Annotated in this window: 15 protein-coding genes and 1 riboswitch; of the genes, 11 read left to right on the plus strand and 4 right to left on the minus strand. The window is 67.6% G+C overall.

The genetic code is table 11. From position 1 onward, the window contains the following. Positions 1-65 precede the first annotated feature (65 nt). Both BM372_RS05900 and BM372_RS05905 read right to left on the minus strand, forming a co-directional pair. Complete coding sequence (locus BM372_RS05900) at positions 66-1,778, minus strand: hypothetical protein (RefSeq protein WP_256214073.1); 1,713 nt, start codon at positions 1,776-1,778, stop codon at positions 66-68. A 127-nt stretch (positions 1,779-1,905) separates the two neighbouring features. Continuing rightward, a complete protein-coding gene (locus tag BM372_RS05905) occupies positions 1,906-3,156 on the minus strand; it encodes an MFS transporter (RefSeq protein ID WP_177235912.1) in 1,251 nt (416 codons plus the stop codon). A gap of 247 nt (positions 3,157-3,403) precedes the next feature. On the opposite strand from BM372_RS05905, the gene BM372_RS05910 reads away from it, so the two are divergent. Both BM372_RS05910 and BM372_RS05915 read left to right on the plus strand, forming a co-directional pair. After that, the gene (locus tag BM372_RS05910; protein ID WP_090953166.1) at positions 3,404-4,762 is read left to right on the plus strand and encodes an ammonium transporter; all 1,359 of its coding nucleotides are present in this window, start codon (positions 3,404-3,406) and stop codon (positions 4,760-4,762) included. Beyond that, a complete protein-coding gene (locus tag BM372_RS05915; RefSeq protein WP_018773460.1) occupies positions 4,759-5,097 on the plus strand; it encodes a P-II family nitrogen regulator in 339 nt (112 codons plus the stop codon). Before BM372_RS05910 ends, BM372_RS05915 begins: the two co-directional genes overlap by 4 nt. Positions 5,098-5,225: 128 nt before the next feature. Here the strand turns inward: BM372_RS05915 and BM372_RS05920 are convergent, their stop codons facing one another. Beyond that, positions 5,226-6,614: a glucose-6-phosphate dehydrogenase gene (locus BM372_RS05920; RefSeq protein WP_090953169.1), complete on the minus strand. Its 1,389-nt coding sequence runs from the start codon at positions 6,612-6,614 to the stop codon at positions 5,226-5,228. A gap of 152 nt (positions 6,615-6,766) precedes the next feature. On the opposite strand from BM372_RS05920, the gene ffh reads away from it, so the two are divergent. Together ffh and BM372_RS05930 are read left to right on the plus strand one after the other, a co-directional pair. Then, positions 6,767-8,353 (plus strand): signal recognition particle protein, encoded by a 1,587-nt coding sequence (ffh, locus tag BM372_RS05925; protein ID WP_090953171.1) that lies wholly within the window; start codon positions 6,767-6,769, stop codon positions 8,351-8,353. A gap of 71 nt (positions 8,354-8,424) precedes the next feature. Then, positions 8,425-9,159, plus strand: a complete 735-nt coding sequence (locus tag BM372_RS05930; RefSeq protein WP_090953173.1) for an alpha/beta hydrolase — start codon at positions 8,425-8,427, stop codon at positions 9,157-9,159. A gap of 11 nt (positions 9,160-9,170) precedes the next feature. Here the strand turns inward: BM372_RS05930 and thiC are convergent, their stop codons facing one another. Beyond that, positions 9,171-10,997: a phosphomethylpyrimidine synthase ThiC gene (gene thiC / locus BM372_RS05935; RefSeq protein WP_090953175.1), complete on the minus strand. Its 1,827-nt coding sequence runs from the start codon at positions 10,995-10,997 to the stop codon at positions 9,171-9,173. Further along, a riboswitch (TPP riboswitch) is annotated at positions 10,993-11,100 on the minus strand. (Overlaps the previous gene by 5 nt.) A 79-nt stretch (positions 11,101-11,179) precedes the next feature. Between thiC and BM372_RS05940 the strand changes: the two genes are divergently transcribed. The 7 genes from BM372_RS05940 (at position 11,180) to trmD (ending at position 16,646) form a co-directional block, all read left to right on the plus strand. Next, positions 11,180-12,262 (plus strand): amidohydrolase family protein, encoded by a 1,083-nt coding sequence (locus BM372_RS05940; RefSeq protein WP_090953176.1) that lies wholly within the window; start codon positions 11,180-11,182, stop codon positions 12,260-12,262. Between the two features lie 82 nt (positions 12,263-12,344). Then, positions 12,345-13,220 carry a VOC family protein gene (locus BM372_RS05945; RefSeq protein ID WP_090953178.1) on the plus strand — a complete coding sequence of 292 codons (876 nt, stop codon included), beginning with the start codon at positions 12,345-12,347 and terminating at the stop codon, positions 13,218-13,220. Between the two features lie 573 nt (positions 13,221-13,793). Next, on the plus strand, positions 13,794-14,231 hold the full coding sequence (locus BM372_RS05950) for a hypothetical protein (protein ID WP_090953180.1): 438 nt from the start codon (positions 13,794-13,796) through the stop codon (positions 14,229-14,231). Between the two features lie 230 nt (positions 14,232-14,461). After that, complete coding sequence (rpsP, locus tag BM372_RS05955) at positions 14,462-14,887, plus strand: 30S ribosomal protein S16 (protein WP_090953742.1); 426 nt, start codon at positions 14,462-14,464, stop codon at positions 14,885-14,887. A gap of 1 nt (position 14,888) precedes the next feature. Next, complete coding sequence (locus tag BM372_RS05960; RefSeq protein ID WP_018773450.1) at positions 14,889-15,131, plus strand: RNA-binding protein; 243 nt, start codon at positions 14,889-14,891, stop codon at positions 15,129-15,131. Between the two features lie 108 nt (positions 15,132-15,239). Next, positions 15,240-15,833 carry a ribosome maturation factor RimM gene (rimM, locus tag BM372_RS05965; protein WP_090953182.1) on the plus strand — a complete coding sequence of 198 codons (594 nt, stop codon included), beginning with the start codon at positions 15,240-15,242 and terminating at the stop codon, positions 15,831-15,833. Then, a complete protein-coding gene (trmD, locus tag BM372_RS05970; RefSeq protein WP_090953184.1) occupies positions 15,834-16,646 on the plus strand; it encodes a tRNA (guanosine(37)-N1)-methyltransferase TrmD in 813 nt (270 codons plus the stop codon). It begins immediately after the preceding gene. Positions 16,647-16,824: the final 178 nt, after the last annotated feature.

Raw genomic sequence — 16,824 nt, forward strand, 5'->3', positions numbered from 1 at the left:
CAAACCTGCCGCAGCAAAAAAGGGTGCCCCGGTCCTGTGGACCGGGGCACCCTTTGCTTAAGTGGCTAGTACTTGAAGTTCAGGACTGTCACTGTTCCGGCCGTGAGCTTGAAGTTTTGTGTCCCTGACTTGTAGGCGAAGCCGGGCACCGTCGCGCGCTTGGCAAGGGGCGTCGGCTCGGACTTGACGCCGTCGATGACGGTCTGGTCCTCGGCCGCGTAGCTGGGGCCGCTGAGCTGCGTCATGGTCCCGGTCACGGGTTTGCCCGGCAGGTTCAGGGTGACGGAAGTCTGCTCGGCCTTTTCGGGATCGTTTTCATTGATGATCACCACGCTGGTGCTGCCGTCCGCGTGCTGCAGCGCGTAGTTGAACGCCAGGCCGCCGCCGGAGCTGCCCAGTTTCAGGAACTTTCCGGCCTCGAGCTCGGCGACCATGGAGATGCCGTAGAAGTTGGCCCGGCCGGACATCTTGCCGTTTCCGAACGGGTAGGTGCCGGCGCTGCAGATGGCGGACAGGGGCGGCCCGCCCTTGCACGTCAGCAGGGAGCTGTGGAAGCTGACTCGGGTAATGCCTAGCTGGGCGGCGGTGAGGGCATAGTCTGCCGCCCACAGCGCCGAGGCGTGGGTGCGTGAGGTCTCGTTGGAACCGGGGCACGCCGAGACCCCGGTTTCCGGAATCCAGGTCTCCAGGCCCGCGGCACGGCCCACAGCGAGGGCCGCCTTCTGGTAGTCGATGGCACGGTCGTGCATCGTGTGGCTCACCAGGTTTGCCATGGTGGGCGAGTCCTGGGGGACGTTGCCGTCACAGTCGGAGAGCGGGTAGTGGTGGAACGTCAGGACCTTCTTCTGCGGGATGTCCGCATCGACGAAGGGCTGCCACCACTTCGAGTCAAAGGCGCCCGGCCCGGAGATGGGCACGTTGGGCGCCACCGCATAGATTGCGCTGGCATAATCCTTCAGCTCCCGGACATATTGGTCCACGCTGTAGCCGTCGGTCTTCACATCGTTGAAGACGAAGCCGTTGGGCTCGTTGCCCACGGTGATGCTGAGCAGCCGGTCACCGAGGATCTGCGAGGCATTCTTGACCATGTCCGCGGCCCGGGCCGGGTTGTAGTGGCCCAGGTCCACAGTGAGGGTGACCTTGGCATCACCGGCCTCCAGGAGCGTCTTCAGCCGGGTCAGGTCTGCCGGTCCCACGGCCTTGACCGGGTGGGTCTTGTCGCCTTTGTAATCGGCGGGGACGGCCTCGCCCGTGGACGTCCAGAAGAAGCGCCGGTCGACGGCGTTGCCCCCGAAGCGCAGGACCGGCTGGTCGAGCTCCTTGAGAAGCTTCACCATCGACGCGTTATCGCTGCTGAGATCCGGATCGGCCAGGTCGGTGGCCTCCAGGGAGATCCCCATTGTGCCCTTGTTCAGCGCCGTGCCCACGAGGTCGCTGGAGACGTCGACCTTGAGGGGCTCAACCTTTTCCAGCGGCGACCCGGCCGGCGGACCCGGCTGGGCGTAGTACGTCACGCGCGGTCCCACCTCTGCCGGCGTGAGTGCCGGGGTGGAAGCCGGGGCGGATCCGGAAGAGGCCGGCGGCGCGGGCGGGGCCGGTGTCGGGCTTCCGAGAGAGAGTGGAATCAGCACCACCGCGGCTGCGATGACGACGGCCGTTCCGGCACCGGCGACGATCCGTGAACGCTTCCTCTGCTTCCCCGCGTTTGTCCCCGCATTCGCGGTGTTGCGGGGGTCAGGGCTATCGGCTTTCCCGGGGGAAGAGTCGAATCTGGCCATGGGGGATTACCTCCGGAGGTTTGTGGCAAGTGTCCCCAGCTTAGTCAAGGACTTTGGCCGCTGTTGACCCCAGGGTCGCGGGGCGGGCTCTGTGCGCGGCGACCGACTGTGGCGGCGGACTGGCTGGTCAGGCCTGTTCGGCCGCGGGACGGACCAGGGTTTCGCGGGCCAAGAGCCACACGGCGGCGGCAGCCAGCAGCACGGCGCCCGTCACGGCGAAGGCCCAGCCGTAACCCAGCCGGTCCGCCAACAGGCCAGCCATCACGGGGCCGACGATCGCGCCGCTGTCCGCAGCCATCTGGAAGACGGCGAGGACGCGGCCGCCGGAACGCTCGTTGCCGATCACATCGGCAATTGCGGCCTGTTGCGCCGGCCCCAGCAGCCCGGATCCGATGCCGGCGCAGGCGGATGCGGCCAGGAACCAGGGCAGCTGGTGCGTGAAACCGATGGCCGCCGTAGCCGTGCCGGTGACCACCAGCCCGGAGACCAGCAGTGGCTTGCGGCCCAGGCTGTCCGCCAGCCGGCCCGAGAACGTCAGCGCCACCGCGTTCCCGCCCGCAAACACGGCCAGGGCCCAGCCGGCCGATTCCGGACCGGCACCCAGGGCCACGACGGCGAAGAGCGGCACCGTCGCCATCCGCACGCCGAAGGTGGCCCAGCCATTGGCAAAGCTTGAAAACAGGCCGGCTCGATAGGCATTGTCGCGCAGGGCGTCCCGCAGCTCCATCGCCGGGGCCGTGGCGCCGGACTGCCGCGAGCCGGTCGGGACGTGGTTGAGCTGGGTCTGCACCACAAGGGCCGCCAGGACCAGGGCCCCAGCGTAGGCAAGGAACGGTACTCGAAGGCCGAAGTTAGCCAACAGGCCGCCGACAATCGGGCCGCAGACGTTGCCGATCAGGAAGGCCGAGGCATAGGCCCCGGAGACACGGCCGCGGCTCTCCGGCGGCGCGAGCCGGACCACAAGCGCCATGGACGCCACGGTGAACATCACCGACCCGGCCCCGCCAAGGCCGCGGAACACCAGCAGCTGCCAGTAGTTTTGGGCGAAGGCGCAGGCCGCCGTCGACGCCGCCACAATGAGGAGCCCGGCGACGTACACGGGCCGCTCGCCCAGCTTCACGATCAGGGCGCCGCCGGCCGGGGCGAAGATGAGCCGCATGAAGGCGAAGATGCTCACGATCACGGCCGCCGCCGTCGCACCGACGTCGAACGTGGTCGCGAACTGGGGGAGCACCGGTGCGACGAGGCCAAATCCGAGGGCGATCAGGAAAGCCGCAACCAGCATCACCTTGATGTCCCGGGGCAGCCGGGGGCGGCCCGGGGCACCGGCAGGCACCTGGGGGGCGGCTTCGCCGGCGGGGCGGGAGGTGTTGCTCATAGTGACTTCATCCTTGGGGCAGGGCGGGCCGATCGGCAGCGCGTTCTAAGGCGGGAGTAAACCGGTGAAACATAACCGTAACAAGTGTGAGATGCACCATTTACGTCCGGGAGGTTCTTGTAACAAGCTGGCAATGCAAATCCTCCGCCAGCGAAACACAGCACCGCGAAACTCTTTTGTAGAACGCAAATAATGCGTTGGGACCGGCGGACTACTCCGCACCTAATAGCAAGAGAGGACGCAGACCATGGAACTCACCGCAGGTCTCGTTTGGCTCCTGGTCGCCGCGGCACTCGTGCTGTTCATGACCCCGGGCCTGGCATTCTTCTACGGCGGCATGACTCGGGCCAAGTCGGCCTTGAACATGATGATGATGAGCTTCGTCGCCATTGGAACCGTTGGCATCACGTGGGTCCTGTGGGGCGCTTCGATGGCCACGAGCAACGACGAAAACTTCTTCCAGATCTTCGCCAACCCGTTCAGCCACTTCGGCCTCCACGGCTTCACCGAACCGGCCGATCTGCTCAAGGTCGGCTACGCAGCCACCTTCGCCATCATCACGGTGGCCCTGATCTCCGGGGCCGTCGCCGACCGCGCCAAGTTCTCCGCCTGGGTGGTCTTCACCCCGATCTGGGCAACCCTGGTCTACGCGCCGCTGGCCTTCATGGTTTGGGGCGGCGGCCTCTTCTCCGCTGACGGCTGGTTCGGCCAGACCTTCGCACCGGTCATCGACTTCGCCGGCGGCACCGTAGTCCACATCAACGCCGGCGTCGCAGGCCTGATCCTGGTCCTGATCATCGGCAACCGCAAGGGCTTCGGCAAGGACCCGAACCACCGCCCGCACAACATTCCGTTTGTCATGCTCGGCGCCGCAATCCTGTGGTTCGGCTGGTTCGGCTTCAACGCCGGTGCCGCCGCCACCGTTGAGCAGGCCGGCCTGATCTGGATCAACACCCTGGCTGCCCCGGCCGCCGCGATGCTCGGCTGGCTCGCCGTCGAACGCTTCCGCGACGGCCACCCGACCTCCCTCGGTGCCGCCTCGGGCGTCGTCGCCGGCCTGGTCGCCATCACCCCGGCCTGCGCCAACGTCTCCCCGCTGGGTGCGATCGCCCTCGGCGTCGCTGCCGGTATCGCCTCCGCGCTCGCCGTCGGCCTGAAGTTCAAGTTCGGCTACGATGACTCGCTCGACGTCGTCGGCGTCCACCTCGTCGCCGGTGTTATCGGCACCGTGGCAATCGGCTTCCTGGCCACCCCGACCCAGGGCGCTGCGGGCCTGTTCTACGGCGGCGGCACCACGCAGCTGGTCGCACAGAGCCTCGCGGCACTGATGGCCATCGTCTTCACCGCCGTGATGACGTTCATCATCGCCTTCCCGATCCACAAGCTCATGGGCTTCCGGGTCTCCCAGGAACAGGAAGTCGTCGGCGTGGACCTGAGCCTGCACGCAGAGACGGCCTACGAGTTCGGCGTCGGCGGCCACGGCGGCAGCTTCCAGCCGCTCCACGAACTCATCACCGGCAAGAGCCAGTCAGACGAGGCAGCTCCGGTGGACGCCGCATCCAACGGCAAGCACAACTCAACAGGTAAGGAAAGTGTGGGGGCATGAAACTGATCACGGCAATCGTCCGTCCGGAAAAGCTTGAGGCGATTCGCGAAGGCCTGGAAGCCTACGGCGTGCAGGGCCTCACGGTCAGCGCAGCCAGCGGCTACGGCCGGCAGCGCGGGTACACCGAGGTGTACCGCGGGGCCGAGTACAACGTGGACCTCCTGCCCAAGATCCGGGTTGAGGTGCTGGCCACCGACGAACAGGCGGACGACATCCTCGATGTCATCATCGCCAGTTCCAACACCGGCCGGGCCGGCGACGGCAAGGTCTGGACGATGGATGTATTCGAAGCTGTCCGGGTCCGCACCGGTGAGCGAGGCGCGGCGGCCATCTAGCTGCCCCTCCGCCGACCACGGCGCTGACACAGCGGGCCGGATGCCTGAAAAGGCATCCGGCCCGCTTTGTTGTGTCTGCTTCCGGCTTCCCGCTGCGCCCTGCGTAGGCCAGCCCTCCGGGCCGGGGCTTAGGTAGGCCAGCCCTCCGGGCCGGGGCTTCCGGCAGGATATTCCTCCAGGGGGACATGCCCGGCGGCCCAGGACTTCAGCACCGGCGCCAGGATCCGCCAGCAGTCCTCGGCAGTGTCCGCCCGCACGGAGAGCAGCGGATCGCCGGCCAGGACGCCCTCCAGCACTTCACCGTACGGCAGGAGGTCGGAGGCGCTCAGCTCGGCCTCCAGCGTGGCCCGGTCCAGGCTCAGGACATCACCCGGGCCGTTCACATCGACGTCGAACGCCAGCGTGTCCGGGCCGAAACCGATCCTCAGCTTGTTGGGGGCGTCCACGCCGGTGAATCCCTTCGGCAGGTGCGGCACCGGCCGGAAGGTCACCACTGCTTCCTTGCGCTTGTTGCTCAGCGCCTTGCCGGAGCGGAGGATGAACGGCACGCCCTGCCAGCGCCAGTTGTCGATCGCGAGCTGCACTTCGGCCAGCGTCTCGGTGCCCCGGGACGCGTCCACGCCGTCCTCCTTGGCGTAGTCCGGGACTTTCCGGCCATTGATGGAGCCTGCCGTGTAGCGGGCCCGGCGCGTGGTCTCCCGGTACGGGGCCTTGATGCTGCTGGCGCGCAACAGCGTGGCCACGGCATCGCGCAGGTCGCGTTCGTCCACGGACGCCGGCGGCTCCATCGCCATGAGGGCCATGATCTCCAGCAGGTGGCTCTGAATCATGTCCCGCAGGGCGCCGGCGCCGTCGTAGTAACGGGCACGGCCTTCCAAGGCGAGGTCCTCGTCAAAGATGATCTCGATCTTTTCAACGTGCTGCCGGTTCCACACCGGCTCCAAGAACGTGTTCGCAAAGCGCAGGCCCAGAATGTTTAGGACGGTCGCCTTGCCCAGGAAATGGTCCACCCGGTGGATGTGGTCCTCCGGGACCAGCGCGGCCAGCGTCGCGTTCAGGTGACGCGCGGACTGCTCGTCGGAGCCGAACGGCTTCTCCATCACCAGCCGGGTACCGGCGGGCACTTCTGCCGGGGTTAGCGCCTCGCACGCCAGCTGGCTGACGCGCGGCGGGAGCGCAAAGTAGACGGCCACGGGCCCCTCGAGCTCTGCCAGCAGCCCGGCGAGCTGGCCCTTGGCCGTGACGTCGAGCTGGTGGTAGCTGCTGTCCTGCCGGAGCCGCTTCAGCTCCCGCTTGCCGTGGGCGTCGGCCTGGGAGTCCTCGTCCGCGAAGGACTCCTCGACGCGTCCCTGCCACTGTTCGGCCGTCCAGGGCTCCGATCCCGCCCCGGCCAGCACCAGCCCGTCGGCACGGCCGCGGGCCACCAGCCGGGCCAGCCCGGGAAGCAGGAGCCGGCCGGTGAGATCGCCCGAGGCGCCCAGGATGAGCAGGGTTTTTACAGTCGTTTGGCTGGTCATCTAAGCCAGCATGCCATCTTGGAGGCGCATCTTGGTACCCTAGATAGTCGAGTCCCGTTGTCGAGGCGGTTCGTTCAGGCGAAAACCAGCCGCGACGCTGGCGTGCCGGACCGGCCGCCACCTGTAGATCCACTGAAAGAAGTGCACGGCGCGTGTTCAATTCACTCTCTGACCGGTTGACAGCAACCTTCAAGAATCTGCGTGGCAAGGGCCGCCTCACCGAGGCGGACGTTGACGCCACGGTCCGCGAGATCCGGCGTGCCCTCCTGGACGCTGACGTCGCCGTTCCCGTCGTCCGGGAATTCACCGGCCGCGTCCGCGAGCGTGCCCTCGGCGCCGAGGTGTCCGGCGCACTGAACCCGAGCCAGCAGATCGTAAAGATCGTCAACGAGGAGCTCGTGGAGATCCTCGGCGGCGAGACCCGCCGGATCCGGCTCGCCAAGACCGGACCCACCATCATCATGCTGGCCGGTCTCCAGGGTGCGGGTAAGACCACCCTCGCCGGCAAGCTGTCCAAGTGGCTCAAGGCCCAGGGCCACAGCCCCATGCTGGTGGCCTGCGACCTCCAGCGCCCCAACGCCGTCACCCAGCTTCAGGTGGTCGGCCAGCGCGCCGGCGTCCCAGTGTTCGCCCCGCACCCGGGCGCCACGTCCACCGAACTTGACCACCCTGCCGGCGACCCGGTCGCCGTCGCCCGTGCCGGCGTCGAGGAAGCCAAGCGCACCCTCCACGACGTCGTGATCGTGGACACCGCCGGCCGTCTCGGCGTCGACGCCGACATGATGGAGCAGGCGCGCCAGATCCGCCGCGCGATCGTCCCGAACGAAGTCCTGTTCGTGATCGACTCCATGATCGGCCAGGACGCCGTCAACACGGCCCTGGCCTTCGACGAGGGCGTCAACTTCACCGGCATCGTGCTCTCCAAGCTCGACGGCGACGCCCGCGGCGGTGCCGCGCTCTCTGTCGCCTCGGTGACCGGCAAGCCGGTCATGTTCGCGTCCACCGGTGAAGGCGTGGACGACTTCGAGCTCTTCCACCCGGACCGCATGGCTTCGCGCATCCTGGACATGGGTGACGTCCTCACCCTGATCGAGCAGGCCGAGAAATCCTGGGACAAGGACGAGGCCGCCCGGATGGCGAAGAAGTTCGCCGACCAGGAAGACTTCACCCTGGACGACTTCCTCGCCCAGATGCAGCAGATCCGCAACATGGGCTCCATGAAGAAGATGCTCATGATGATGCCCGGTGCGCAGAACATCCGGCAGCAGCTGGAGCAGTTCGACGAGCGCGAGATCGACCGCGTCGAAGCCATCGTCCGGTCGATGACCCCGCACGAGCGCGTGGCTCCCAAGATCATCAACGGCTCGCGCCGGGCACGCATTGCCCGCGGTTCCGGTGTGCACGTCTCCGAGGTCAATGGGCTGCTGGAGCGTTTCGCCCAGGCCCAAAAGATGATGAAGAAGATGGCCGCCGGCGGCGGCATGCCCGGTATGCCGGGAATGCCGGGCATGAACGGCGGCGGTGCCCGCAAGGGAGCCAAGAACGCGCCGAAGAAGAAGGCGCGCTCCGGCAACCCTGCCAAGGCGGCGCAGGAACTGCGCGACGCCGAGGCGCGGCGCGCGGCCGGCGCCAAGGCCCTGCCCACCGGAGCGTCGTTCGGCCAGCAGGGCGGCGACTTCGATCCGTCCCAGCTGAATCTGCCCAAGGGCTTCGACAAGTTCCTCGGCGGCAGCAAGTAGCCACCACCGGCTGGCGCCGCCGGGGCTGTGTCGACGGCGGCTCAAGCGGTCCGGTGCCATAGGGTTAGACCATGTTCAAGCAGCGCGTAGTCTTCGTCCACGGGGACGGCAGCTTCGGCGCTGCCGCGTGGCCAAAGCAGCACGGAATGGCGCTGGACTACGACGCGTTGTTCCTGCGGCGGCACGGGTTTGACCCCGTTGCCGAACCGCTCGAATCCAGCTTCTCCGCCGACGCCGCGATCGTGCTCGCGTCGCTGGCCGACGACGGCCGCGGTGAGGCCGGCGGCCATGTGGTGGCCCATTCCCAGGGCGCCATCTCCGCCATGATGGCCGCGGTGGAGCGGCCGGACCTCGTCCAGTCCCTGACCCTGGTGGAACCGGCCTGCCTGTCGCTGACCGCGGAGCTGCCGGCCACCGCCGCGCACCGTGCCCTCATGCAGCCGCTGTACGACGTCCGGCACAGCCTCAGCGACGACGACTTCCAGCGGGAGTTCATCCGACGTGCCTTCGCCGCAGACGCCCCGGGGGCCACGACGCCGGAGGCCCTCCGCTCGGCCCGCCGGCTCCGGCTGCAGGCGCCGCCGTGGGATGCCCCCCTGCAGATCGTGCCGGGCGTGCCGACGCTGGTGCTCACCGGCGGCTGGGAACCGCTTTACGAGGAAATCGCCGGCTACCTCCGCGAGACCGGTGCGCTGCACCGCACCGCCCCGGGAGGGCACCGGCCCCAGGACTCAACCGAAGGGGACCGGGCCATCCGGTCGTTCATCGCCGAGGTCAGCCGGCGCCGGCACGCGCGGGCCTCCTGAGAAACGGCTGGTCAGCCTACGGCGGGTTCGCCCACGGCGGGCTCCGGCAAGTAGACCTTGCCGCCCGAGGCCAGGAACTCATTGCTTTTGGCCTGCATCCCGGCCGCCATCTGCGCCAGGGCCGCTTGTGAATCAGCTGAACCGTATTCGTTCCGGATGTCCTGGCTGATCCGCATGGAGCAAAACTTGGGTCCGCACATGGAGCAGAAGTGCGCCGTCTTGGCCGGCTCCGCGGGAAGCGTCTCATCGTGGAAAGCCTCTGCGGTGACCGGGTCCAGGGACAACGCGAACTGGTCCCGCCAGCGGAACTCGAACCGCGCCTTGGACAGGGCGTCGTCGCGTTCGTGCGCGCCGGGATGGCCCTTGGCGAGGTCGGCGGCGTGGGCTGCGATCTTGTAGGTGATCACGCCGGTCTTCACGTCGTCCTTGTTCGGCAGACCGAGGTGTTCCTTGGGCGTGACGTAGCACAGCATGGCGGTGCCGTAGCGGGCGATCTCCGTGGCCCCGATGGCCGAGGTGATGTGGTCATACCCCGGCGCGACGTCGGTGACCAGCGGCCCCAGCGTGTAGAAGGGCGCGCCCTTGCAGAGTTCCTGCTGGCGCTCCACGTTCTCCCGGACGAGGTGGAAGGGCACGTGTCCCGGACCCTCCACCATCACTTGGACATCGAACTCCCATGCCCGCTGCGTGAGCTCGGCCAGGGTGTCCAGTTCGGCGAACTGCGCGGCGTCGTTCGCGTCCGCCGTCGCCCCTGGCCGCAGGCCGTCGCCCAGGGAGAACGCGACGTCGTACTTCGCGAAAATCTCGCACAGCTCGTCGAAGTGGGTGTAGAGGAAGTTCTCCCGGTGGTGCGCCAGGCACCAGCCGGCCATGATGGAACCGCCGCGGGACACGATGCCGGTGACCCGGTTGGCCGTCAGGGGCACATACCGCAGCAGCACGCCGGCGTGGATGGTCATGTAGTCCACGCCCTGCTCGCACTGTTCGATCACGGTGTCGCGGAAGATCTCCCAGGTCAGGGCGTTCGCTTCGCCGTTGACCTTCTCCAGCGCCTGGTAGATCGGGACCGTGCCGATGGGGACGGGGGAGTTGCGGATGATCCATTCGCGCGTCGTGTGGATGTCGTCCCCGGTGGACAGGTCCATCACCGTGTCCGCGCCCCATTGGGTGGCCCACTGAAGTTTGTCGACCTCCTCGGCGATCGAGCTGGTCACCGCGGAGTTGCCGATATTGGCGTTGATCTTCACCAGAAAGGCCTTGCCGATGATCATCGGTTCGGACTCGGGGTGGTTGACGTTGTTGGGGATAATCGCCCGGCCCGCTGCCACCTCGCTGCGGACAAGTTCGACGTCGCAGTTCTCGCGCAGGGCCACGAACCGCATCTCCTGGGTGATCACCCCGTCCCGCGCATAGCGCATCTGCGTCACGGTCCGGCCGTCGACGGCGCGGCGCGGCGCCGGGCGCCCGCCCCGCCACTCCGCCGACGCCGCACCCCGGCGCACCGCCGACTTGCCGTCGTCGAGCAGGTCCCTGGCCCGGCCATCGTAGGGCTCCGTGTCCGCCCTCGCCTCAATCCACGGGGTACGGAACGGCTCGAGCCCGCAGACCGGGTCGCTGCCCGGACCGGCCGTTCGGTAGACCCGGAACGGCGGGTTTTCGACCCCGCCAGGAGAGGGCTCCAGGGCAATTTCGGTCACCGGGACGCGGAGGCCGTATTCCGGGTCCGTCGTGAAGGCCAGCGAGTGGGACTTCAACGACTGCGTGGGGGCGGCAGGCTCGGTTTGGGCAGGGCTGTGCTCATTCTGGACAGGGCTGTGCTGTGTTTCTGTGGTGCTCAAAGGACTACTCACTTCCTTCGCCGGCATTACCCGGACAGGTTCAACGGTCGCAGGCTGCGTCAGCCCGATCTCAGCCCCTGCAGGGGCACCCGTGTGGTCGTAGACGAAGCTACCACGTCCCCGGCGCCGGCCTGCGAGTGTGACGGGCCGCCAGGGTCAACGCGGGGGCTAGGCTGGGTGCCATGATCGGCATCATTGCATTCACTGGCCCCGTCCTCACCGGACCCGACCAGGAACGGTGCGGGCTCTGGTCCGTCAACGGCAGGCTGACCTTTAACCGCCCCAGTGCCGCGCCGGACCTCGTGCTGGACGGCTGGGTCATCCCCGGCCTGGTGGACGCGCACTGCCACATCGGGCTCGGCCCGGATGGGGACGTCCCGGACAACGTCGCCGAGCAGCAGGCCGCTACCGACCGCGACGCCGGGACGCTGCTGGTCCGCGACGCCGGTGCCGTCCACGACACCCGTTGGATCCAGCAGCGGGCCGACCTGCCGCGGATCATCCGTGCCGGCCGGCACATTGCCCGCGCAAGGCGCTACCTGCGGGGCCTCGCCGTCGAGGTGGAGCCGGACGGACTGGTCGAGGCGGTGCGGAAGCAGGCCCGCGCGGGCGACGGCTGGGTCAAAATCGTGGGGGACTGGATCGACCGCGACGCCGGCGACCTCGCTGCCAGCTTTCCCGCCGCGACCGTCAAGAACGCCGTCCGGGCTGCCCACGATGAAGGCGCCCGCGTCACCGCGCACTGCTTCGCCGAAGACACGCTGGATGACATGCTCGACGCCGGAATCGACTGCATCGAGCACGGCACCGGCCTGCTGCCCCGGCACCTGCCGCGCTTCGTGGAACAAGGGGTGCCGATTGTCCCCACCCTGATCAACATCGCCACCTTCCCGGACATCGCCGCGCGGGCGGAGGCCAAGTTCCCACGCTACGCCGCGCACATGCGCTCGCTGTGGGAGCGCAGGGAGGAGCGGATCCTCGAAGCCCACGAGGCCGGGGTGGCCATTTATGCCGGCACTGACGCCGGCAGCGTGATCAGCCACGGCCGGATCGTGGACGAGATCCAGGCCCTGCACGCCGCGGGCCTGCCGGCCGCCGCCGCCCTCGACGCCGCCAGTTGGTCCGCAAGGACGTGGCTCGGGGCGGAAGGCATTGCCGAGGGGGCCAGCGCCGATGTCCTGGTGTGCGCCGAGGACCCCCGGCAGCACCTTGGCACCCTCGGCGGACCGCGGCACATAGTGCTGCGGGGCCAGCTCCTCCATTAGGAATAAATTGAAGCTTCAAGTAATTTAACTGTATGCACAGGTCGCCGAAACCCGGCGGCCACAGAACCCTTGGAGAGTTTCGATGACCGCAGAAGCCAGCACCCAGGATCTCCTTCCTGCCGCACTCACTATGGGCACTGTGATGCTCAAGGTTGGCGACATGAAGCTCATGACCGATTACTACCAGCGTGCCCTCGGCCTGGACATCGTGGCTGAACAGGACGGCGGGCTCTACCTCGGACGCCAGCAGAAGCCGCTGGTCCACCTGGCGCCCGCGCCGGGTCTGAACCTTCCCTCCCGCGGCGAAGCCGGGCTCTTCCACACCGCCCTACTCTTCGAAGACCAGCACTCCCTGGCGGCCACCATCGCCAGCGCGGCCCAGTATGAGCCCCAGTCCTTCACGGGCAGCGCCGACCACCTGGTCAGCGAAGCCTTCTACTTCAACGACCCCGAAGGCAACGGCATCGAGCTGTACTGGGACCGGCCCCGCGAAGCCTGGTCCTGGGAAGGCAACAACGTGGTCATGGACAGCCTGGCCCTGCCGCCGCAGCGCTACCTGCAGCAGTACCTGACCGAAGAGTCCGTCGCCGGGCAGCGGAACGCCGCCGCCGGCGTCGGGCACGTCCACCTGCAGGTCGGCGACGTCCAGTCCGCGCACGACTTCTATGTCGGCACGCTCGGGTTCGAAAAGACGGCGGGCTGGCACGGCCAGGCGCTGTTCGTCTCGGCCGGCGGCTACCACCACCACATGGCCATGAACGTGTGGAACAGCCGCGGCGCCGGTCCCCGGCGCGACACATTGGGCCTGGGTGAAGTGCTTATCGAGGTGCCGTCTGGCGACGACGTCGGAGCCCTCGCCGACCGGCTCCGGGTCGCCGGTGTCGACTCGCACCACACCGGCGCGGAACTGCGCTTTGAAGACCCGTGGCGCAACCGGATCCGCGTCGCCGTTCGGTGAAAGCCGCCGGCCGGTGAAGGCCGCCGGTCGGTGAAAGCCGCCGGGCCGGGGGAGCATGTCCACCCGTGGCCGGCGAGTCCGCTGGACATGTCCATTGGTCAGGCCCGGCAATGGGCATATTGGCATCATGTCCAGTGGTCGTGGTCTGGGTAGGGCATGTCCGCCAGAGGTTAGGTCCGCCGGGGAGCATGTCCAGTGGTCGCGGGCAGGGTAGAGCATGTCCCCGGGAGACCGGATGGTGCCCGCGCCGGGGAGCATGTCCACCCTTGGCCGGTGTCACCGCTGGGCATGTCCATTGGTCAGGCCCGGCATTGGGCATATTGACATTATGTCCAGTGGTCGCGGTCAGGGAAGGTCATGTCCGCCAGAGGTTGGGTCCGCCGAGGAGCATGTCCAGTGGTCGCGGGCCGGGAAGGGCATGTCCGCCAGAGGTTAGGTCCGCTGGGGAACATGTCCAGTGCTCGCGGGCCGGGCAGGGCATGTCCCCCGGAGCCGTTTGCTGAAGGCACGCTAGGCTGAAGCGACGCCGACAACAGCGGACAATGTGCCGCCGAACCCTAAAGGACTAGCTGCATGGGATTCACCGAAATCTTTGTGTCCACCCACGAAGAGGCCCTCAAGCGCGCCGGCGCACTCGAAAGTGGCGCGCAGGCAGCCGCGGGCGCCGTTCGCATCCCGGACATCAGCGACTTCGAGGTGGAACGCCTCGGCGACCTCGCCGGGGTGGCCGTACACGCCCCTGGCGCGGACTACGAACTGGCCATGGTGGACGTGGCAAGCGACGCGCTGCTCGGCGTGCCCTCCGCCATGGTCCGCACCCTGGCGGAACTGCTCAGCTATGAGACCGAAGGGGACGGCGACGTCCTTGAGGACGTTGCCGTGAACTGGGCCAACGAGGAAGACATGCCCTTCGGTCCGGACGAGGCCAGGAGCTACGTCCGCCGGATCGCCGAGCTCGCCGCGGAAGTCGACCCCGCCACCAGGTCCGGGCTGTACGTCTGGACGTCCTGACCGGACGTCCGATCGGGACCGACGGCCCCGCCCGGGCCGGGCGTTCCTGCGCCGGGACCGTGTCAAGTCGAAATCTTGCCGGTGATCTGGCACAATGAACAGGTACTTGATCTGCGTGGCCCCTCTCTCCGCGTCCGGATCTTGTCCTTTAGAACCCCCTAGTATGGCCCGCCCCACGGGTGCAGAACGCCGGGCTCGACCCCGTTTCAGAAACAGGAGTGACCACAAAAGTGGCCGTAAAGATTCGCCTTAAGCGCTTCGGTAAGATGCGCGCACCGTACTACCGCATCGTCGTCATGGACTCACGCTCCAAGCGTGATGGCCGTGCCATCGAAGAGATCGGCAAGTACCACCCGACCGAAGAGCCCTCGTACATCGAGGTCGAATCGGACCGTGCCCAGTACTGGCTCGGCGTCGGCGCACAGCCGTCCGAGCAGGTTGCCGCGATCCTCAAGATCACCGGCGACTGGCAGAAGTTCAAGGGTCTCCCCGGCCAGGAGGGCACCTTGAAGACCAAGGCCCCCAAGGCTGCCTTCGTTACCCCGGAAAAGGGTTCCGTGATCATCCCGGAAGCCATCACCAAGAAGGCTAAGAAGGACGAAGCTGCCGAGGCTCCCGCCGACGCCGCCGACGCAGAGACCACCGAGGCTGAGTAAATTGCTGGCAGAAGCGCTCGAACACCTGGTCCGAGGGATTGTTGACAGCCCCGAGGACGTCAAGGTCAGTGCGAAGAACAACCGCCGCGGGGAAACCCTCGAGGTGCGCGTTCATCAGGACGACCTCGGACGGGTGATCGGCCGGCAGGGCCGGACCGCACGCGCATTGCGCACTGTGGTTGCGGCGCTGGCGGACGGTGAGCCGGTCAGGGTCGACGTCGTCGACACGGACCGCCGCCGCTAACGCGTTCAGCATTACTTGTCTTAAAAGGCCGGCCCCTTCACCAGATGGTGGAGGGGCCGGTCTGCTTTCAGCCCCACTCCACACGACCAACCCCGAACAGAGGACCAGATGCAGCTCCAGGTGGCACGAATCGGCAAACCCCACGGCATCCGCGGCGAAGTGACCGTCCAGGTGCTGACCGATGCGCCCGGCGACCGTTTTGTCCCCGGCACGCGATTCATCGTGGAGCCCGCCTCCTCCGGCCCGCTGACGGTATTCAGCGCCCGCTGGAACAAGGACATCCTGCTGCTGGCGTTCGAGGAAATCGAGACCCGCAATGACGCCGAGACACTCCGCGGCGCCAAGTTGTTCATCGAGACCGAAGATATCGACGAGGACGACGACGAAGGCTGGTACGAGCACGAGCTCGTGGGCCTGGACGTCCGCGTGGGCGACGCTGTGGTCGGTAAGGTCTCGGCGCTGCACACGATGCCGGTCCAGGACCTGCTGGTGGTCACCACGGACGAGGGCAACGAAGTCCTTGTCCCCTTCGTGGAGCAGATCGTGCCCGAGGTCAACGTCGGTGAGAAATACGTCCTGGTCACCCCGCCGCCCGGGCTCTTTGAGGTCAACACCGACGAGGCCGCTGAATCGCCGGCCGCCGAACTGCAGGGTACTGACAAGCAGGGACCCGAAGGTGCCGGCGCGGGGAGCAACGCGTAGATGAGAATCGACGTCGTCAGCATCTTTCCGGAGTATCTGGCCCCGCTGGAACTGTCCTTGATCGGCAAGGCCCGTCAGGACGGGCTGCTGGACCTGCAGGTCCACGACCTGCGTGCGTTTACGACGGACCGGCACCGGACCGTCGATGACACCCCCTACGGCGGCGGGGCCGGCATGGTCATGAAGCCGGAGCCCTGGGCCCAGGCGCTCACGGCGGTCGCGGCTGCGCGCCCCGTGGGTGCCGCCGTTCCCGGATCCGCCGGCAAGCCGGTGCTGATCGTCCCGTCGCCGGCCGGAGAGCGGTTCACCCAGGCCATCGCGCATGAGCTCGCGGAGGAGGATCATCTGGTCTTCGCCTGCGGCCGCTACGAGGGCATCGATGAGCGGGTCCTGGAGTGGGCCGCGGACCACTTCACGGTGCGCCCCATGAGCCTGGGGGACTACGTCCTCAACGGCGGCGAAGTCGCCGTGCTGGCCATGGTCGAGGCCGTCGGCCGGCTGCTGCCCGGCGTCGTCGGCAACCCCGAATCCCTCGTGGAGGAGTCCCACTCGGACGGGCTGCTCGAGTATCCGGTGTACACGAAGCCCTCCAGCTGGCGGGACCGGGACGTCCCGGCGGTGCTGCTGAGCGGCAACCACGGCAAGATTGCCCAGTGGCGCCGGCACGAGCAGTACCGGCGCACCGCGGAGCGCCGCCCCGACCTCCTTGACGAGTTCGACGCCGGCGCGCTGCCCCGCGCGGACCGTACGGCGTTCGCTGACCTCGGCTACGACGTCGTCGACGGGCACCTCTTGCGCCGCCCGGACGCCTAGCCGCTCCGCAGCCGAAAGGTCCTGGTTGGTTTGTTCTGGTTGATTGTGGCAAAATTAGTCCTTGTGCCTGCTGGGTTGCGAACCTGCCACAGGGGGAGCGCTACCAACAGCCCGGCACCCCGGCCCCGTCTAGTCCTGACAGGGCCGGATTGACAAACTTTCGGCGGAAATTTCCGGG

Source organism: Arthrobacter sp. ov118 (assembly GCF_900116495.1).
In the GTDB taxonomy this organism is placed as follows: domain Bacteria; phylum Actinomycetota; class Actinomycetes; order Actinomycetales; family Micrococcaceae; genus Arthrobacter.

Excerpts from the sequence above, each read along its gene's own strand:
- BM372_RS05945 (WP_090953178.1), top strand. The coding sequence starts at position 12,345 with ATGACCGCAGAAGCCAGCACCCAGGATCTCCTTCCTGCCGCACTCACT.
- rimM (WP_090953182.1), top strand. The coding sequence starts at position 15,240 with ATGCAGCTCCAGGTGGCACGAATCGGCAAACCCCACGGCATCCGCGGC.
- BM372_RS05920 (WP_090953169.1), bottom strand. The coding sequence starts at position 6,614 with ATGACCAGCCAAACGACTGTAAAAACCCTGCTCATCCTGGGCGCCTCG.
- BM372_RS05950 (WP_090953180.1), top strand. The coding sequence starts at position 13,794 with ATGGGATTCACCGAAATCTTTGTGTCCACCCACGAAGAGGCCCTCAAG.
- BM372_RS05940 (WP_090953176.1), top strand. The coding sequence starts at position 11,180 with ATGATCGGCATCATTGCATTCACTGGCCCCGTCCTCACCGGACCCGAC.
- BM372_RS05915 (WP_018773460.1), top strand. The coding sequence starts at position 4,759 with ATGAAACTGATCACGGCAATCGTCCGTCCGGAAAAGCTTGAGGCGATT.
- BM372_RS05905 (WP_177235912.1), bottom strand. The coding sequence starts at position 3,156 with ATGAGCAACACCTCCCGCCCCGCCGGCGAAGCCGCCCCCCAGGTGCCT.
- BM372_RS05910 (WP_090953166.1), top strand. The coding sequence starts at position 3,404 with ATGGAACTCACCGCAGGTCTCGTTTGGCTCCTGGTCGCCGCGGCACTC.
- BM372_RS05900 (WP_256214073.1), bottom strand. The coding sequence starts at position 1,778 with ATGGCCAGATTCGACTCTTCCCCCGGGAAAGCCGATAGCCCTGACCCC.
- BM372_RS05930 (WP_090953173.1), top strand. The coding sequence starts at position 8,425 with ATGTTCAAGCAGCGCGTAGTCTTCGTCCACGGGGACGGCAGCTTCGGC.
- trmD (WP_090953184.1), top strand. The coding sequence starts at position 15,834 with ATGAGAATCGACGTCGTCAGCATCTTTCCGGAGTATCTGGCCCCGCTG.